General features: G+C 62.4%; 13 protein-coding genes. 1 reads left to right on the forward strand and 12 read right to left on the reverse strand.

Going from position 1 to position 16063, the window contains the following annotated elements:
• Positions 1-2: 2 nt before the first annotated feature.
• The 5 genes from tpiA to rlmE form a co-directional block, all read right to left on the reverse strand.
• Entirely contained in the window at positions 3-758 is a 756-nt protein-coding gene (gene tpiA / locus BM154_RS05300) for a triose-phosphate isomerase (RefSeq protein WP_074881314.1), read from the reverse strand.
• Between the two features lie 65 nt (positions 759-823).
• Positions 824-2161 (reverse strand): phosphoglucosamine mutase, encoded by a 1338-nt coding sequence (glmM, locus tag BM154_RS05305; protein ID WP_074881315.1) that lies wholly within the window; start codon positions 2159-2161, stop codon positions 824-826.
• A gap of 21 nt (positions 2162-2182) precedes the next feature.
• Positions 2183-3034 (reverse strand): dihydropteroate synthase, encoded by an 852-nt coding sequence (folP, locus tag BM154_RS05310; protein ID WP_074881316.1) that lies wholly within the window; start codon positions 3032-3034, stop codon positions 2183-2185.
• A gap of 9 nt (positions 3035-3043) precedes the next feature.
• Positions 3044-4969 carry an ATP-dependent zinc metalloprotease FtsH gene (gene ftsH, locus BM154_RS05315; RefSeq protein ID WP_074881317.1) on the reverse strand — a complete coding sequence of 642 codons (1926 nt, stop codon included), beginning with the start codon at positions 4967-4969 and terminating at the stop codon, positions 3044-3046.
• 178 nt (positions 4970-5147) lie between these two features.
• Positions 5148-5780 carry a 23S rRNA (uridine(2552)-2'-O)-methyltransferase RlmE gene (gene rlmE / locus BM154_RS05320; protein ID WP_074881318.1) on the reverse strand — a complete coding sequence of 211 codons (633 nt, stop codon included), beginning with the start codon at positions 5778-5780 and terminating at the stop codon, positions 5148-5150.
• 97 nt (positions 5781-5877) lie between these two features.
• Between rlmE and yhbY the strand changes: the two genes are divergently transcribed.
• Positions 5878-6189, forward strand: coding sequence for a ribosome assembly RNA-binding protein YhbY (gene yhbY, locus BM154_RS05325; protein WP_074881319.1), 312 nt, complete (start codon positions 5878-5880; stop codon positions 6187-6189).
• A 9-nt stretch (positions 6190-6198) separates the two neighbouring features.
• Here the strand turns inward: yhbY and BM154_RS05330 are convergent, their stop codons facing one another.
• The 7 genes from BM154_RS05330 to dnaK form a co-directional block, all read right to left on the reverse strand.
• Positions 6199-6654, reverse strand: coding sequence for a DUF4149 domain-containing protein (locus BM154_RS05330; RefSeq protein WP_083414453.1), 456 nt, complete (start codon positions 6652-6654; stop codon positions 6199-6201).
• A complete protein-coding gene (greA, locus tag BM154_RS05335) occupies positions 6632-7108 on the reverse strand; it encodes a transcription elongation factor GreA (protein WP_070884261.1) in 477 nt (158 codons plus the stop codon). Before greA ends, BM154_RS05330 begins: the two co-directional genes overlap by 23 nt.
• The gene (gene carB / locus BM154_RS05340; protein WP_074881321.1) at positions 7105-10326 is read right to left on the reverse strand and encodes a carbamoyl-phosphate synthase large subunit; all 3222 of its coding nucleotides are present in this window, start codon (positions 10324-10326) and stop codon (positions 7105-7107) included. The genes greA and carB overlap by 4 nt, the downstream gene beginning before the upstream one ends.
• Before the next feature lie 175 nt (positions 10327-10501).
• A complete protein-coding gene (gene carA, locus BM154_RS05345; RefSeq protein WP_074881322.1) occupies positions 10502-11638 on the reverse strand; it encodes a glutamine-hydrolyzing carbamoyl-phosphate synthase small subunit in 1137 nt (378 codons plus the stop codon).
• 329 nt (positions 11639-11967) lie between these two features.
• A complete protein-coding gene (gene dapB, locus BM154_RS05355) occupies positions 11968-12768 on the reverse strand; it encodes a 4-hydroxy-tetrahydrodipicolinate reductase (RefSeq protein ID WP_074881324.1) in 801 nt (266 codons plus the stop codon).
• Between the two features lie 68 nt (positions 12769-12836).
• Positions 12837-13964, reverse strand: coding sequence for a molecular chaperone DnaJ (gene dnaJ, locus BM154_RS05360; protein WP_074881325.1), 1128 nt, complete (start codon positions 13962-13964; stop codon positions 12837-12839).
• Between the two features lie 123 nt (positions 13965-14087).
• Positions 14088-16013, reverse strand: a complete 1926-nt coding sequence (dnaK, locus tag BM154_RS05365; RefSeq protein ID WP_074881326.1) for a molecular chaperone DnaK — start codon at positions 16011-16013, stop codon at positions 14088-14090.
• Positions 16014-16063: the final 50 nt, after the last annotated feature.

Raw genomic sequence — 16063 nt, forward strand, 5'->3', positions numbered from 1 at the left:
TCTTAGTTTCCCGCAGCGCGACAGATCGCGCCGAACTCATCCGCATTCAGAGAGGCTCCACCCACAAGCCCCCCATCGATATCAGGCATGCCGAAAAGCTCGGCTGCATTGGCGGCCTTGACGCTGCCGCCGTAAAGAATTCTCAAGCCACCTGCCACTTCTGCATCTTTCGCAGCAACTCGTGCACGAATGGCCGCATGTACGTCCTGAGCCTGCTGAGGCGAGGCCGTCAGCCCGGTACCAATGGCCCAGACTGGCTCATAGGCCACAACCGCAGCCGAAAGCACCGCCACCCCCAACGCATCGATCACGCTGTCGAGCAGACGCGCAACCACTGCAAGGGTTTCGCCCGCCTCGCGCTGTTCCAGGGTTTCCCCCACGCACAACACGGGAATCAGCCCAGCTGCCTGAGCCGCGGCGAACTTGCGTACCACCTGCTCCTCGCTGTCACCCAGAATCAGGCGTCGCTCGGAATGGCCGACCAGCACGAGCTTGCAACCGGCATCGCGCAACTGCTCGCTCGATACCTCTCCGGTCAGCGCCCCCTGCCCAGCCTCGATTGCACAGTCCTGCGCGCCTACCGACAACGCAACACCCTTCAATCCCTCGACAACCTGAGCGAGGTGAATACTGACAGGAAACACCGCAACCTCGACACCGGCAGGCAGTGCCTGCCGATTCAGACCATCGATCAGCTCTGCGACACTGGCGCGGGTACCGTGCATTTTCCAGTTACCAGCAACCATTGAGCGACGCATGCTTTACCTCGTTGGTCAAAGAGGGCGCAGATGTTACCCAACCGCTTGTGGACTGGCAAGCCGAATCAAGCACAGACGCGCGAGACAATTTCAGCCAATTCATTGGCATAAGCCCGAACCTGGGTTTCGTCCTCGCCCTCGACCATCACCCGCACCAGGGGCTCGGTGCCGGACTTGCGCAGCAGCACACGGCCACGCCCGGCCATGCGCTCGGTTACGCTATCGCTGGCAGCCTGCACATCCGGATGCTTGAGCGGATCGATGCCGCCGGCGAAACGCACGTTGACCAGCACCTGTGGGCATTTGCGCAGGCCCTGGCGAGCCTCCGCCAGGCTCTGGCCACGACGGCGAATAGCCAGCAGCACCTGCAGCGCCGCGACGATGGCATCACCAGTGGTCACATGCTGGAAGCACACCAGGTGCCCGGAGTTCTCGCCACCCAGTTGCCAGCCACGCTCGAGCAGTTCGGCGATCACATAGCGGTCGCCCACATTGGCGCGCACGAAGGGAATGTCCAACTCCTTCAGCGCGAGCTCGAGACCCAGGTTGCTCATCAGCGTACCGACCACACCGCCCTGCAGCTTGCTGCGGGCCTGCAAGTCCCTGGCGATGATGAACAACAGCTCGTCGCCATCGACCACCGCACCGGTATGATCGACCATCAGCACACGATCGGCATCGCCGTCGAAGGCGATCCCCAGATCGGCATGGCGCGCCACCACTTCGGCCTGCAGGTTCTCGATATGGGTCGAACCGCAGTCGGCGTTGATGTTCAGTCCATTGGGCTGGGCCGACAGCACCGACACTTCCGCACCCAGCTCCTGGAACACCGCCGGCGCCACCTTGTAGGCCGCACCGTGGGCACAATCGAGCACGATCTTCAGCCCGGCGAAGTCGGTGCTGGTCGGCACGCTGCTCTTGCAGAATTCGATATAGCGACCGGCCGCGTCGTTGATCCGCGAGACCTTGCCAAGCTGCTCGGACTCGACCACGGTCATCGGCGCATCGAGCAGCTCTTCGATCATCAGTTCGACGTCATCGGGTAGCTTGGTGCCCTGCCCCGAGAAGAACTTGATGCCGTTGTCGTGATGCGGATTGTGCGAGGCACTGATGACGATACCGGCCTCGGCGTGGAAGGTGCGCGTCAGGTAGGCGATCGCCGGCGTCGGCATGGGCCCCAGCAGCATGACGTCAGCACCGGCAGCAGAAAGACCGGCTTCCAATGCCGACTCGAACATATAGCCGGAAATGCGCGTGTCCTTGCCGATCAGAATGCGGCACTTGCCCTGTTTGCGGAAGGCCATGCCCGCGGCCCAACCGAGCTTGAGCATGAAATCGGGGGTGATCGGATAATGTCCGACACGCCCACGAATACCGTCGGTGCCAAAATACTTGCGACTCAAAACGACAACTCCTTTGTTTATTTACTGCGCCGCCTCGACCGCGGCGACCATGCGCACCACGTCGACGGTTTCCGCCACATCGTGAACGCGCAGGATATGCGCCCCCTTGGCGACCGCCAGGGCTGCCAGGGCCAGACTGCCATACAGGCGACCATCCACTTCGCGGCCCAGCACGGCGCCAATCATACTCTTGCGCGACACGCCGACCAGTAGCGGCAGACCGAAAGCCTGCAGGGCCGGCATGCGCCGGAACAGGCTGAGGTTGTGCTCCAGGGTCTTGGCAAAGCCGAAACCCGGGTCGAGCACGATACGCTGCGCCGGTATGCCGGCCGCTGCGCAGACGGCCAACCGCTCGCGCAGAAAATCCGCCACGGCATCCAGCACGTCATCGTACTGAGGGCTGTGCTGCATGGTCGTGGGCTCGCCACGCATATGCATCAGGCATACCGGCAATCCACTCTCGGCCGCCGCCTGCAGCGCGCCCTCACGCTGCAGCGAGCGCACGTCATTGATAAATCCGGCCCCCAACCTGGCCGACTGGCGAATGACCTCAGGCGTCGAGGTGTCCACGGAAATGATCACATCCAGCTCAGCGGCCACGGCCTCGACCATCGGCGCGACACGTTCGAGCTCCTGCTGCGCCGACACCGGTGCGGCGCCCGGCCGAGTCGACTCGCCGCCAATATCGATCAGCGTCGCGCCAGCGCGCACCATGCCCTCGGCATGGCGCAGCGCCGCATCGCGCATTGCGAAACGGCCACCGTCGGAAAAGGAGTCGGGGGTAACGTTGAGGATACCCATCACTTGCGGATGGCTTAAATCAAGAAACCGGCTGCCACAAGGCAGCCGGTTGTTTGTTTGCACTAGAGACATGTGACGGTTTTATACCTCGGCAGCAGGCCCGCCGATGGGTTTCTCTGGACGATCCGCCTCGTCGGGCTTGGCAGACGGCGTGCCGGCGTCATTGCCACCGCCAGTCCAGTCCTTCGGTTCACGGGCCGGGCGACCACTCATGATGTCGTTGATCTGATCGAGATCGATAGTCTCGAACTTCATCAGCGCTTCGGCCATGGCATCGAGCTTGTCTCGGTTGTCGGTGAGGATCTGCTTGGCCGTGTTGTAGCAGTTGTCGATGATCGCCCGCACTTCGGAATCGATCAACTTGGCCGTTTCACCGGAAACACTGGCACCGGAGGTGCCGCCACCGCCACGCAAGAACGGCTGATCGTCATCTTCGGCGTATAGCAGCGGGCCCAGCTTCTCGGACAGGCCCCACTTGGTGACCATGTTGCGCGCGATCTGGCTGGCACGCATGATGTCGTTGGACGCACCAGTGGTAACGCCATCGAAGCCCAGGGTCATCTCTTCGGCGATACGGCCGCCGTACAGCGAGCAGATCTGACTGGTCAAGGCGCGCTTGCTGAGGCTGTAGCGGTCTTCCTCGGGCAGGAACATGGTCACACCCAGGGCACGACCGCGTGGGATGATGGTGACCTTGTACACCGGGTCGTGCTCGGGAACCAGGCGACCGACAATGGCGTGGCCTGCCTCGTGATAGGCGGTGTTGAGCTTTTCCTTGTCGGACATGACCATGGTCTTGCGCTCGGCGCCCATCATGATCTTGTCTTTGGCCAGCTCGAATTCCTTCATTTCCACCAGGCGTTTGCCGGCCCGGGCGGCGAACAGCGAGGCCTCGTTGACCAGGTTGGCCAGATCGGCACCGGAGAAGCCAGGCGTACCACGGGCGATCACCGAGGCCTTGACGTCTTCGCCCATCGGAATCTTGCGCATGTGCACGTTGAGAATCTGCTCGCGGCCGCGGATGTCCGGCAGGCCTACGACCACCTGACGGTCGAAACGACCCGGGCGCAGCAGGGCCTGATCGAGCACGTCCGGACGGTTGGTGGCAGCGATGACGATGATGCCATCGTTCATTTCGAAGCCATCCATCTCGACCAGCAACTGGTTGAGGGTCTGTTCGCGCTCGTCGTGACCGCCGCCCATGCCAGCGCCACGGTGGCGACCGACGGCGTCGATCTCGTCGATGAAGATGATGCACGGCGCGTGCTTCTTGGCCTGCTCGAACATGTCGCGCACGCGGGAGGCACCGACACCGACGAACATCTCGACGAAGTCGGAGCCGGAGATGGTGAAGAACGGCACCTTGGCTTCGCCGGCAACCGCCTTGGCCAGCAAGGTTTTGCCAGTACCCGGCGAGCCGACCATCAGCACGCCGCGAGGAATACGGCCGCCGAGGCGCTGGAATTTTCCCGGGTCACGCAGGAATTCGACCAGCTCGCTGACTTCTTCCTTGGCCTCGTCGCAACCGGCGACGTCGGCGAAAGTGGTCTTGACCTGGTCTTCGGAGAGCAGTCGCGCCTTGGACTTGCCAAAGCTCATCGGCCCGCCCTTGCCGCCAGCGCCGCCCTGCATCTGGCGCATGAAGAACATGAACACGGCGATGATCACCAGGATCGGGAAGCTGGCGACCAGCAACTGGGTCCAGATGCTCTGCTGCTCGGGCTGCTTGCCAACGATCTCGACATTGTTGTCCATCAGATCCTTGATCAGGCCGTTATCCTGGATCGCCGGGCGCACGGTCTCGAAGGAGCTGCCATCGGAACGCAGGCCGCTGATGATGTACCCATCGACGGTGACGCGCTTGACCCCACCGCTCTGAACCTGCTCGATGAATTGCGAGTAGTTGAGCTTGTTGGTCTCACTCGGGCTGGAGAAGTTGTTCATCACCGTGACGAGGACGGCGGCGATGATCAGCCACAGGATCAGATTCTTTGCCATGTCGTTCAATTAGCTACCCTCTGAAGCAGGCCCCTTGCTGAAGCGTGCCTCGCATGACGACCAGTTATAAACCGATCTAACTTACTACAAACGCCCGCTCATGGCTGACACCGTCTGTAACCCTTTATGAGACATCTGCCCATTACGATGCGCGTCTTGGCTTGGACTGACAACCACGCCATTGGTTTTACTCGGCCTTCGCCCCCTTGAAGCCACGGGCCAGCAGATATTGCTCGCGGGAGCGCCCACGCGATGACAGCGGTTTGCGCATCTGCACCTTGTCGAACAGGCTGCGCACCTCCTTGTGGTACTCGTCGAACCCCTCGCCCTGGAAGATCTTGATCAGAAAATCACCGCCTGGCTTCAACACCCGGCCAGCCAGATCCAGAGCCAGCTCGCACAGATACATGGCACGCGGCTGATCGGCGGCCCTCACCCCACTCATATTGGGGGCCATATCGGAAATCACAAGGTCGACGGGATGATTGTCGATGGCCTCGAGAATCCGCGCGAACACCGCATCCTCGGTGAAATCGCCCTGGATGAAGGTGACATCCGGAATACTGTCCATCTCCAGGATGTCGGAGGCGATCAGCCGTCCCTTGTCGCCGATCACCCGGCTGGTGACCTGGGACCAGCCGCCCGGCGCGGCGCCAAGGTCGACCACGGTCATGCCGGGACGCAGGATGCGATCCTTGTCCTGCACCTCCAAAAGCTTGTAACTGGCACGTGAACGGTAGCCGTCCTTTTGCGCCATTTTGACGTACGGGTCGTCGAAATGCTCTTTCAGCCAACGCTGGCTGGTCTTGGAACGGGCCACACAACACCTCGGTAGAACGGAATGAATAACTGGGCGTGTCTCGGGCGGCTCGGTTAAAATAGCCCGCTTTCCCAGATTAATACGCAGGGTTCAGATTATGCCGCTCACTCAAGAGCAGAAGAAACAGTTCAAATCTATCGGCCACCACCTGAAACCGGTATTGATCGTCGCCGACAACGGTGTTACCGAAGGCGTACTGGCCGAACTCGAGCGCGCGCTGAACGACCATGAACTGATCAAGATCCAGGTGCGCATCACCGAGCGCGACGACCGTTTGGCGGTTATCGATGAGCTGTGCAAGGCCAGCAAGGCCGAACTGGCGCAGATCATCGGCAAGATGGCACTGCTGTACCGCAAGAATCCCAAGGCCAACCGCAACCTGTCCAACATCAGCCGCTACCAGGGCTGATCCTGCTGCTCAGCCGACCTGCGGGTCGGCTGCCACGGGCCGGCGCGGCACCGGCTGCAAGACCAGCAACACGCCAAAGAACGCCAGCACCAGGTAGCTGAACAGCTGCCAGCGCAGCGCCTGCGGCCAGACTATCAGGGAAACCAGAAAGGCCAGCGAAAGGGCCAGCACCGCGAGCAGCAATTGCCCGCTGCGCTCGCGCCACAGCGCCGAAGCGCTGCGCTGCCTGACCAGCAGCAGAACCTGCAGCAGCGCGGCACCCAGCGCAACGCCGACCATCTGCGGCACCAGCGTGCGTGCCACTTCCTCGATCAGCAAGGGTGCCAGGCCAACACTGGCCAGGCCCGGCAGCACCAGAAAATGCAATGTCCAGATGCCGCCGACCCAGAGGGTTTGCAGCAGCACCCAGGCATTGGCTGCGCGGTCAGGCGCAGCGACTCGATCAGACGTGGCGAACTTCGACAATCTCGTACTCGACCAAACCACTGGGGGTATTGACCCCGACCACATCCCCTTCGCTCTTGCCTACCAGGGCACGAGCGATGGGCGACCCTACGGAAAGCTTGCCCTGCTTGATGTCGGCCTCGTCCTCGCCAACGATCTGGTAGGTCACGCTCTCGTCGGTCTCGACGTTGGCGATCTCCACGGTGGTACCGAAGATCACCTTGCCGGTGTGGGCGATGGTGGTGACGTCGATGATCACCGCGTTCTGCAGGCGCCCCTCGATATCACGCACGCGCGCCTCGACCATGCCCTGCTCCTCGCGGGCGGCATGGTATTCGGCGTTTTCCTTGAGGTCACCCAGCTCGCGAGCCTCGGCAATCGCCTGGCTGAGGGCCGGACGACGCACCTTGGTCAGGTGCGCCAGTTCTTCTTCCAGGGCGCGGGCGCCCTGGACGGTCATCGGGTACTTGTTCATGCCTTGATTCCTGCATGCAGATCCTGCAGACGGCGCACGGTCTTCTCGGGACCGAATTTAAGCGCCTCACAGACCGCCTGCCCCGCCGCGATGGTGGTGGTGCAGTAGATCTTGTGCTGCAGAGCGTTACGACGGATGGAGTAGGAGTCAGCGATGGACTGACGGCCTTCGGTGGTGTTGATGATCAGGGTGACTTCGTCATTCTTGATCATGTCGACCACGTGCGGGCGCCCCTCGGTTACCTTGTTCACGCGGCGCACCGGCAGGCCGGCGGCCTCGATCACCTTGGCGGTACCGGCGGTGGCGACCACTTCGAAGCCCAGGGCAACCAGATCGCGGGCGACCTGAACGGCTTCTGGCTTGTCGTCCTCGCGCACGCTGATGAATGCGCAACCGGAGTTCGGCAGAATCTCGCTGGCCCCCAGCTGGGCCTTGGCGAAGGCCTCGCCGAAGCTGTCACCGACGCCCATCACCTCACCGGTGGATTTCATCTCCGGGCCGAGGATCGGGTCGACGCCCGGGAACTTGTTGAACGGGAACACCGCTTCCTTGACGCTGAAGAACGGCGGGATGATTTCCTGGGTGAAGCCCAGCTCGGTGAGGGTCTTGCCCGCCATCACGCGGGCGGCGACCTTGGCCAGCGACTCGCCGATGCACTTGGACACGAACGGTACGGTACGCGAGGCACGCGGGTTCACTTCGATCACGTAGATGTCTTCGCCCTGCACGGCCATCTGCACGTTCATCAGGCCGACCACACCCAGCTCCAGGGCCATTTTCTTGACCTGATCGCGGATCTCGTCCTGGATGTGTGCCGGCAACGAGTACGGGGGCAGCGAACAGGCGGAGTCACCGGAGTGCACCCCTGCCTGCTCGATGTGCTGCATGATTGCGCCGATCACCACGATCTCGCCGTCGCTGACCGCATCCACGTCCACCTCGATGGCGCAGTTGAGGAAGCGATCCAGCAGCACCGGGCTGTCGTTGGATACCTTCACCGCTTCGCGCATGTAGCGCTTGAGCTCTTCTTCCTGGTAGACGATCTCCATCGCCCGGCCGCCCAGTACGTAGGACGGGCGCACCACCATCGGATAACCGATGTTCTTGGACAGGGTCAGCGCTTCTTCTTCGCTGCGCGCAGTGGCGTTGGCCGGCTGACGCAGGCCGAGGCGCTGCACCATCTGCTGGAAGCGTTCACGGTCTTCGGCGCGGTCGATGGCGTCCGGGCTGGTGCCGATGATCGGCACGCCGGCTTCTTCCAGGGCACGGCACAGCTTCAGCGGGGTCTGCCCGCCGTATTGGACGATCACGCCCTTGGGCTGCTCGACGCGGACGATTTCCAGTACGTCTTCCAGGGTTACCGGCTCGAAGTACAGGCGATCGGAGGTGTCGTAGTCGGTGGACACGGTTTCCGGGTTGCAGTTGACCATGATGGTCTCGTAACCGTCTTCCCGCATGGCCAGCGCCGCGTGCACGCAGCAGTAATCGAACTCGATGCCCTGGCCGATACGGTTCGGGCCACCGCCGAGAATCATGATCTTGTCGCGACCGCTGGCATTGGCCTCGCACTCTTCCTCGTAGGTCGAGTACATGTAGGCGGTGTCGGTAGCAAACTCGGAGGCGCAGGTATCGACGCGCTTGTAGACCGGCAGCACCTTGAGCTTGTGGCGGTGGCTGCGCAGGTTCTTCTCGGTGACGCCGAGCAGCGCGGCCAGGCGCGCGTCGGAGAAGCCCTTGCGCTTGAGGCTGAACATCAGATCGCGGTCGATGCTGGCCAGGCCCAGAGTCTGGATGCGCTGCTCGTCCTTGATCAGGTCTTCGATCTGCACCAGGAACCACTCGTCGATGCGGGTCAGCTCGAACACTTCCTCGACGCTCTTGCCGGCGCGGAAGGCATCGGCCACGTACCAGATGCGGTCGGCGCCCGGCACGATCAGCTCGCGCTTGAGGGTACTTTCCGCTTCCGGGTCGGCCGGATCGAGCTTCGGATCGAAGCCGGCGACGCCGACTTCCAGGCCACGCAGGGCCTTGTGCAGGGACTCCTGGAAGGTCCGGCCGATGGCCATGACCTCACCCACGGATTTCATCTGGGTGGTCAGGCGTGCATCGGCCTTGGGGAATTTCTCGAAGGCGAAACGCGGGATCTTGGTAACCACGTAATCGATGGCCGGCTCGAACGAGGCCGGGGTGCGACCACCGGTGATGTCGTTTTGCAGCTCGTCGAGGGTGTAACCGACCGCCAGCTTGGCGGCGATCTTGGCGATCGGGAAGCCGGTAGCCTTGGAGGCCAGGGCCGAGGAGCGCGACACCCGCGGGTTCATCTCGATCACCACCATGCGGCCGGTGTTCGGGCAGATGCCGAACTGCACGTTGGAGCCGCCGGTTTCCACGCCGATCTCGCGCAGCACCGCCAGGGAGGCGTTACGCAGAATCTGGTATTCCTTGTCGGTCAGGGTCTGGGCCGGGGCCACAGTGATCGAGTCGCCGGTGTGCACGCCCATCGGGTCGAAGTTCTCGATGGAGCAGACGATGATGCAGTTGTCCTTCTTGTCGCGGACCACCTCCATCTCGTATTCCTTCCAGCCGATCAGCGATTCGTCGATCAGCAGCTCGTTGGTCGGCGACAGGTCCAGACCACGGGTGCAGATCTCTTCGAATTCCTCACGGTTGTAGGCGATACCGCCACCGGTGCCGCCCATGGTGAAGCTCGGCCGGATGATGCACGGGAAGCCGACCTTCTCCAGCACGCCGTAGGCTTCTTCCATACTGTGGGCGATGCCCGATACCGGGCAGGCCAGGCCGATGTCCTTCATGGCCTTGTCGAAGCGCGAGCGGTCTTCGGCCTTGTCGATGGTGTCGGCGTTGGCACCGATCATCTCGACACCGAACTTCTCCAGCACGCCATGGCGTTCCAGATCCAGGGCGCAGTTCAGCGCGGTCTGGCCGCCCATGGTCGGCAGCAGGGCGTCCGGGCGCTCCTTCTCGATGATCTTGGCCACGGTGGCCCACTTGATCGGCTCGATGTAGGTGGCGTCGGCCATGGCCGGATCGGTCATGATGGTGGCCGGGTTGGAGTTCACCAGGATGACGCGGAAGCCTTCCTCGCGCAGGGCCTTGCAGGCCTGGGCGCCGGAATAGTCGAACTCGCACGCCTGGCCGATGACGATGGGGCCGGCGCCGAGGATCAGGATACTTTTGATGTCTGTACGTTTTGGCATGTTCTCTCTCGAATCCTTAGGTCAGTCGGCGAGTCATCTTGAAAGCTACTGCGCGCTATCTGGGCTGCGTTGCGCGGTACTCACTTCCTCGCCGTACTAACACATGTACTGTCTCGTCGTTGCGTGCCGGGCGCCTTGCCCAGACAGCGCTCGCTACGCTTTCCAGACGACTCGTCTATTTGCGCTTGGCCATGGCTTCGATGAAGCGGTCGAACAGCGGGGCGACATCGTTCGGGCCCGGGCTGGCCTCGGGGTGACCCTGGAAGCTGAAGGCGTCCTTGTCGGTACGCTCGATGCCCTGCAGGGTGCCATCGAACAGCGACTTGTGGATCGGCCGCAGGTTGCCTGGCAGAGTGTTCTCGTCCACGGCAAAACCGTGGTTCTGGCTGGTGATCATCACCACGCCGGTGTCGAGGTCCTGTACCGGGTGGTTGGCACCGTGGTGACCGTGACCCATCTTCAGGGTCTTGGCGCCGGAGGCCAGCGCCAGCAGCTGGTGGCCAAGGCAGATGCCGAATACCGGGATGTCGGTTTCCAGCACATCCTTGATCGCCTGGATGGCGTAGTCGCACGGTTCGGGGTCGCCAGGACCGTTGGACAGGAATACGCCGTCGGGGTTGAGCGCCAGCACGTCACTGGCCGGGGTTTGTGCCGGCACCACGGTCAGGCGGCAACCGCGCTCGACCAGCATGCGCAGGATGTTCAGCTTGACGCCGTAGTCGTAGGCCACCACGTGGTAAGGCAGCTCACTGGCCGCGATTTCGGGGTGGCTGTCGTCTTGCAGGTTCCACACGCTGGAACGCCACTCGTAACGTTCGGTGCAGCTGACTTCCTTGGCCAGGTCCATGCCCTTGAGGCCAGGGAAGCCACGCGCCAGCTCCAGTGCCTTTTCCTCGGTGGCATCGGCGCCCACCAGGATGCAGCCGTTCTGCGAACCCTTCTCGCGCAGAATACGGGTCAGGCGACGGGTATCGATGCCGGCGATGGCAACGGTGCCATTTGCCTTGAGGTAGTCCGGCAGCGACTGCTTGTTGCGCCAGTTGCTGGCAATCAGCGGCAGATCACGAATGATCAGGCCGGCAGCCCAGACGCGATTCGACTCGGCATCCTCCGGCGTGGTGCCGGTATTGCCGATGTGTGGATAGGTCAGGGTAACGATCTGCTGGGCATAAGACGGATCGGTAAGAATTTCCTGATAGCCGGTCATGGCAGTGTTGAACACCACCTCCCCGACAGTTTGGCCGTCGGCCCCGATGGCCTCGCCGCGAAAAATGCTGCCGTCAGCAAGGGCGAGTATGGCTGGCTTACTCAAGAAGACCTCCCGTAGATCGTGGAGCAAACGCAGATTGTAAAAAAGCGGGATGACGTGTGAAGGTCATCCCGCTTTTTTGATTGATTCATTCTGCGCAACTTTTAGTGGACACACTAAAGCAGAAAGCTTACAGGAAAAGCGCTTTTTTCGAAAGGCATGCAAGGGCAAAAACCTGAAATCCGATCCACGGCGGCCAGAGCGAGCCTGTATCAGCCCGAGCGACCCGGATTAAGTAGCCGCAAGCGAAGCGCGGGCAAGCCGCTCGAGCCCTGCAGCGCATAGCGCCATGCCGCCTATGGCGAGGGCGCCCACTGCGCCCTCGCCATGACTCATTTCAGGCCCAGTACGTTCTGCATGTCATAGAGGCTCGGCGAACGCCCCTGCAGCCAGGAAGCCGCCCGCACCGCGCCCTTGGCGAAGGTCATGCGGCTCGACGCCTTGTGGGTGATCTCCACGCGCTCGCCATCGGCAGCGAACAGCACGGTGTGGTCGCCCACCACATCACCAGCACGTACGGTGGCGAAACCGATGGTTTCACGAGCACGAGCACCGGTCTGACCTTCACGGCCATAGACCGCGACCTTTTCCAGATCACGGCCCAGCGCATTGGCCACCACCTCGCCCATGCGCAGCGCGGTTCCCGATGGCGCGTCGACCTTGTGACGGTGATGAGCCTCGAGGACCTCGATATCCACATCGTCGCCGAGCACGCGGGCGGCGGTATCGAGCAACTTCAGGCAAAGGTTCACACCCACGCTGAAGTTGGCGGCGAAGACGATGGGAATCTCTTTGCCTGCATCGACCAGCAGCTGCTTTTCCGCGGCGCTGAAGCCAGTGGTACCGATCACCATGGCCTTGCCGGCACGGCGGCAGATTTCCAGGTTTTCGAGGGTCACCGAGGGATGGGTGAAATCGATCAATACATCGAACTCGTCGAGCACGCTCTCCAGGCTGCCGGACAGCGCCACGCCGAGCTTGCCAACACCGGCCAGCTCACCGGCATCAGCACCGAGCAGCGTGCTGGTCGGACGCGCCACGGCGGCACCAAGCACGCCACCGTCGGCCTGATGAACCGCCTCGATCAGGTTCTTGCCCATACGCCCGGCGGCGCCCGTGACTGCAATACGCATATGCTTAACTCCAAAGCAAAAACGGCAGGCAGCTGGCCGATACCAGCTGCCTGCCGCGGATCATCGCGTTAAAGGTCGCCGAAGAAGCGCTTCACACCTTCGAACCAGCCATTGGCCTTGGGCGAGTTGGAGCTGTTACCGGCCAGAGACTGACGGAACTCCTCGAGCAGCTCGCGCTGACGGCGATCCAGGTTGACCGGGGTTTCCACCGCCACCTTGCACATCAGGTCGCCCGCACCACCGCCGCGTACCGGCGCCACGCCCTTGCCGCGCAAGCGGAACAGCTTGCCGGTCTGGGTGCCTTCCGGAATCTTCAGCTTGACCCGACCATCGAGGGTCGGCACTTCCAGCTCGCCACCCAGGGCCGCATCGACGATGCTGATCGGCACTTCGCAGTACAGGTGCTTGCCGTCCCGCTGGAAGATCGCGTGCTCACGCACGTTGACCACCACGTACAGGTCGCCTGCCGGCCCACCCAGGGTACCGGCCTCGCCCTCACCGGAAAGCCGGATGCGGTCGCCGGTATCGACACCCGCCGGCACCTTGACCGACAGCGTCTTGTGCTCCTCGACACGGCCATGACCGTGACAGGCGCCACAGGGGTCGGTGATCATCTTGCCGCTGCCATGACAACGCGGGCAGGTTTGCTGCACCGAGAAGAAGCCCTGCTGCATGCGCACCTGACCGATACCACCACAGGTGGTACAGGTCACCGGGCTGGTGCCCTTCTTGGCGCCCGAGCCGTCACAGACCTTGCAGTTGACCAGGGTCGGCACGCGAATGGTCACCGTGGTGCCACGTACCGCCTCTTCGAGATCCAGCTCCAGGGTGTAACGCAGGTCGCTGCCGCGCTGGGCACCGCCACGCTGACCGCCACGCTGGCCACCGAAGAAGTCGCTGAATACATCGCCAAAGATGTCGGAGAAGTTCGCGCCGCCACCACCGAAACCGCCACCGCCGCCCATCTGCGGATCGACGCCAGCATGACCGTACTGATCGTAGGCGCTGCGTTTGCCGGCATCGGACAGCACTTCATAAGCCTCGTTGGCTTCCTTGAAGGCATCTTCGGCCGCTTTGTCGCCGGGATTGCGGTCGGGGTGGTGCTTCATCGCCAGGCGACGGTAAGCCTTTTTCAGCTCCGCCTCGCTGGCACCGCGCTCGACCCCGAGCACTTCGTAGTAGTCACGTTTAGACATGGGTTTCTAACACTCTCAAAATTCGTACCGTCCAGACACGCCAACGCGGGAGCAAGCCCCCGCGCGGCGGATCGCCCTATCACACCGCGGTGCGCCAGGGCGTAAACACAGGCAAGCCGGGGCTTACTTGTTGTCCTTGACTTCCTCGAACTCGGCGTCGACCACATCGTCGGCAGAGCCCTTGGTATCGCCAGCATCCGCCGCACCGGCGCCGGCAGCACCTGGCTGCGGCTGTTCGGCGTACATCTTCTGCGCCAGCGGCGTGGTCGCTTCGGACAGCGCGTTCATCTTCGCCTCGATGACCGCCTTGTCGTCGCCCTTAACGGCTACTTCCAGTTCGCCCAGCGCGGTTTCGATGGCGGCCTTCTCTTCGGCAGTCGCCTTGTCGCCGGCTTCGGTAAGCATCTTGCGGGTCGCATGCACCAGTTGGTCGCCCTGGTTGCGCGCGCCGGCCAGTTCCTCGAACTTGCGGTCTTCCTCGGCATTGGCCTCGGCGTCGCGCACCATACGCTCGATCTCGTCATCGGACAGACCGGAGTTGGCCTTGATAACGATCGACTGCTGCTTGCCGGTGGCCTTGTCTTTGGCGCCGACGTGCAGGATGCCATTGGCGTCGATGTCGAAGGTCACTTCGATCTGTGGCACGCCGCGCGGGGCCGGCGGAATCTCGGCCAGGTCGAACTTGCCCAGGGACTTGTTCTGCGCGGCCTGCTTGCGCTCACCCTGCAGCACGTGAATGGTCACGGCGCTCTGGTTGTCGTCGGCGGTCGAGAACACCTGCGACTTCTTGGTCGGGATGGTGGTGTTCTTCTCGATCAGCGGGGTCATCACGCCACCCATGGTTTCGATACCCAGGGTCAGCGGGGAAACGTCCAGCAGCAGCACGTCCTTGACGTCACCGGCCAGTACCGCACCCTGAATGGCAGCGCCCATGGCCACCGCCTCGTCCGGGTTGACGTCCTTGCGGGCGTCCTTGCCGAAGAAGTCGGCAACGGTCTTCTGCACCAGCGGCATGCGGGTCTGGCCACCGACCAGGATCACGTCGTTGATGGCGCCAACGTCGATGCCGGCATCTTTCAGGGCAATGCGGCACGGCTCGATGGTGCGCTGCACCAGGTCTTCGACCAGCGATTCCAGCTTGGAACGGGAGATCTTCACGTTCAGGTGCTTGGGACCGGTGGCATCTGCAGTGATGTACGGCAGGTTGACGTCGGTCTGCTGACTGGACGACAGCTCGATCTTGGCCTTCTCGGCAGCTTCCTTGAGGCGCTGCATGGCCAGCGGATCACCCTTGAGGTTCATGCCGGTTTCTTTCTTGAATTCGTCGACCAGATAGTCGATCAGACGAATGTCGAAGTCTTCACCACCGAGGAAGGTGTCACCGTTGGTGGCCAACACTTCGAACTGGTGCTCGCCGTCGACTTCGGCGATCTCGATCACCGACACGTCGAAGGTACCGCCGCCCAGGTCATAGACGATCACGGTGTGGTCGCCCTTGGCCTTGTCCATACCGTAAGCCAGTGCAGCTGCGGTCGGCTCGTTGATGATGCGCTTGACGTCCAGGCCGGCGATGCGACCGGCATCCTTGGTAGCCTGACGCTGGCTGTCGTTGAAGTAGGCCGGAACGGTGATCACCGCCTCGGTCACCGACTCGCCGAGGTAATCTTCGGCGGTCTTCTTCATCTTCTTGAGGATTTCAGCCGAAATCTGTGGCGGTGCCATCTTCTGGCCGTTGACTTCGACCCAGGCGTCGCCATTGTCGGCCTTGGAGATCTTGTACGGCACCATCTGGATGTCTTTCTGCACGACTTCTTCGTCGAAGCGACGGCCGATCAGGCGCTTCACCGCGTACAGGGTGTTATGCGGGTTGGTCACCGCCTGGCGCTTGGCGGACTGGCCGACCAGGATCTCGCCATCGTTGGCGTACGCGATGATCGACGGCGTGGTACGCGCGCCTTCGGCGTTTTCGATGACCTTGACGTTACCGTTTTCAAGAATGGAGACACAGGAGTTGGTGGTCCCCAGGTCGATACCGATGATTTTGCCCATTTCACTCTCCCGAAACTTTGATATATCCGCAGCGTTGTCGTGACCGCTGC

Origin of the sequence: Phytopseudomonas argentinensis (genome assembly GCF_900113905.1) — a bacterium.
GTDB lineage: Bacteria > Pseudomonadota > Gammaproteobacteria > Pseudomonadales > Pseudomonadaceae > Aquipseudomonas > Aquipseudomonas argentinensis.

Bases quoted from the DNA above. Each gene is read 5' to 3' on its own strand.
- dnaK (WP_074881326.1), bottom strand. From the start codon at position 16,013: ATGGGCAAAATCATCGGTATCGACCTGGGGACCACCAACTCCTGTGTC.
- dapB (WP_074881324.1), bottom strand. From the start codon at position 12,768: ATGCGTATTGCAGTCACGGGCGCCGCCGGGCGTATGGGCAAGAACCTG.
- yhbY (WP_074881319.1), top strand. From the start codon at position 5,878: ATGCCGCTCACTCAAGAGCAGAAGAAACAGTTCAAATCTATCGGCCAC.
- greA (WP_070884261.1), bottom strand. From the start codon at position 7,108: ATGAACAAGTACCCGATGACCGTCCAGGGCGCCCGCGCCCTGGAAGAA.
- tpiA (WP_074881314.1), bottom strand. From the start codon at position 758: ATGCGTCGCTCAATGGTTGCTGGTAACTGGAAAATGCACGGTACCCGC.
- carB (WP_074881321.1), bottom strand. From the start codon at position 10,326: ATGCCAAAACGTACAGACATCAAAAGTATCCTGATCCTCGGCGCCGGC.
- folP (WP_074881316.1), bottom strand. From the start codon at position 3,034: ATGTCTCTAGTGCAAACAAACAACCGGCTGCCTTGTGGCAGCCGGTTT.
- dnaJ (WP_074881325.1), bottom strand. From the start codon at position 13,964: ATGTCTAAACGTGACTACTACGAAGTGCTCGGGGTCGAGCGCGGTGCC.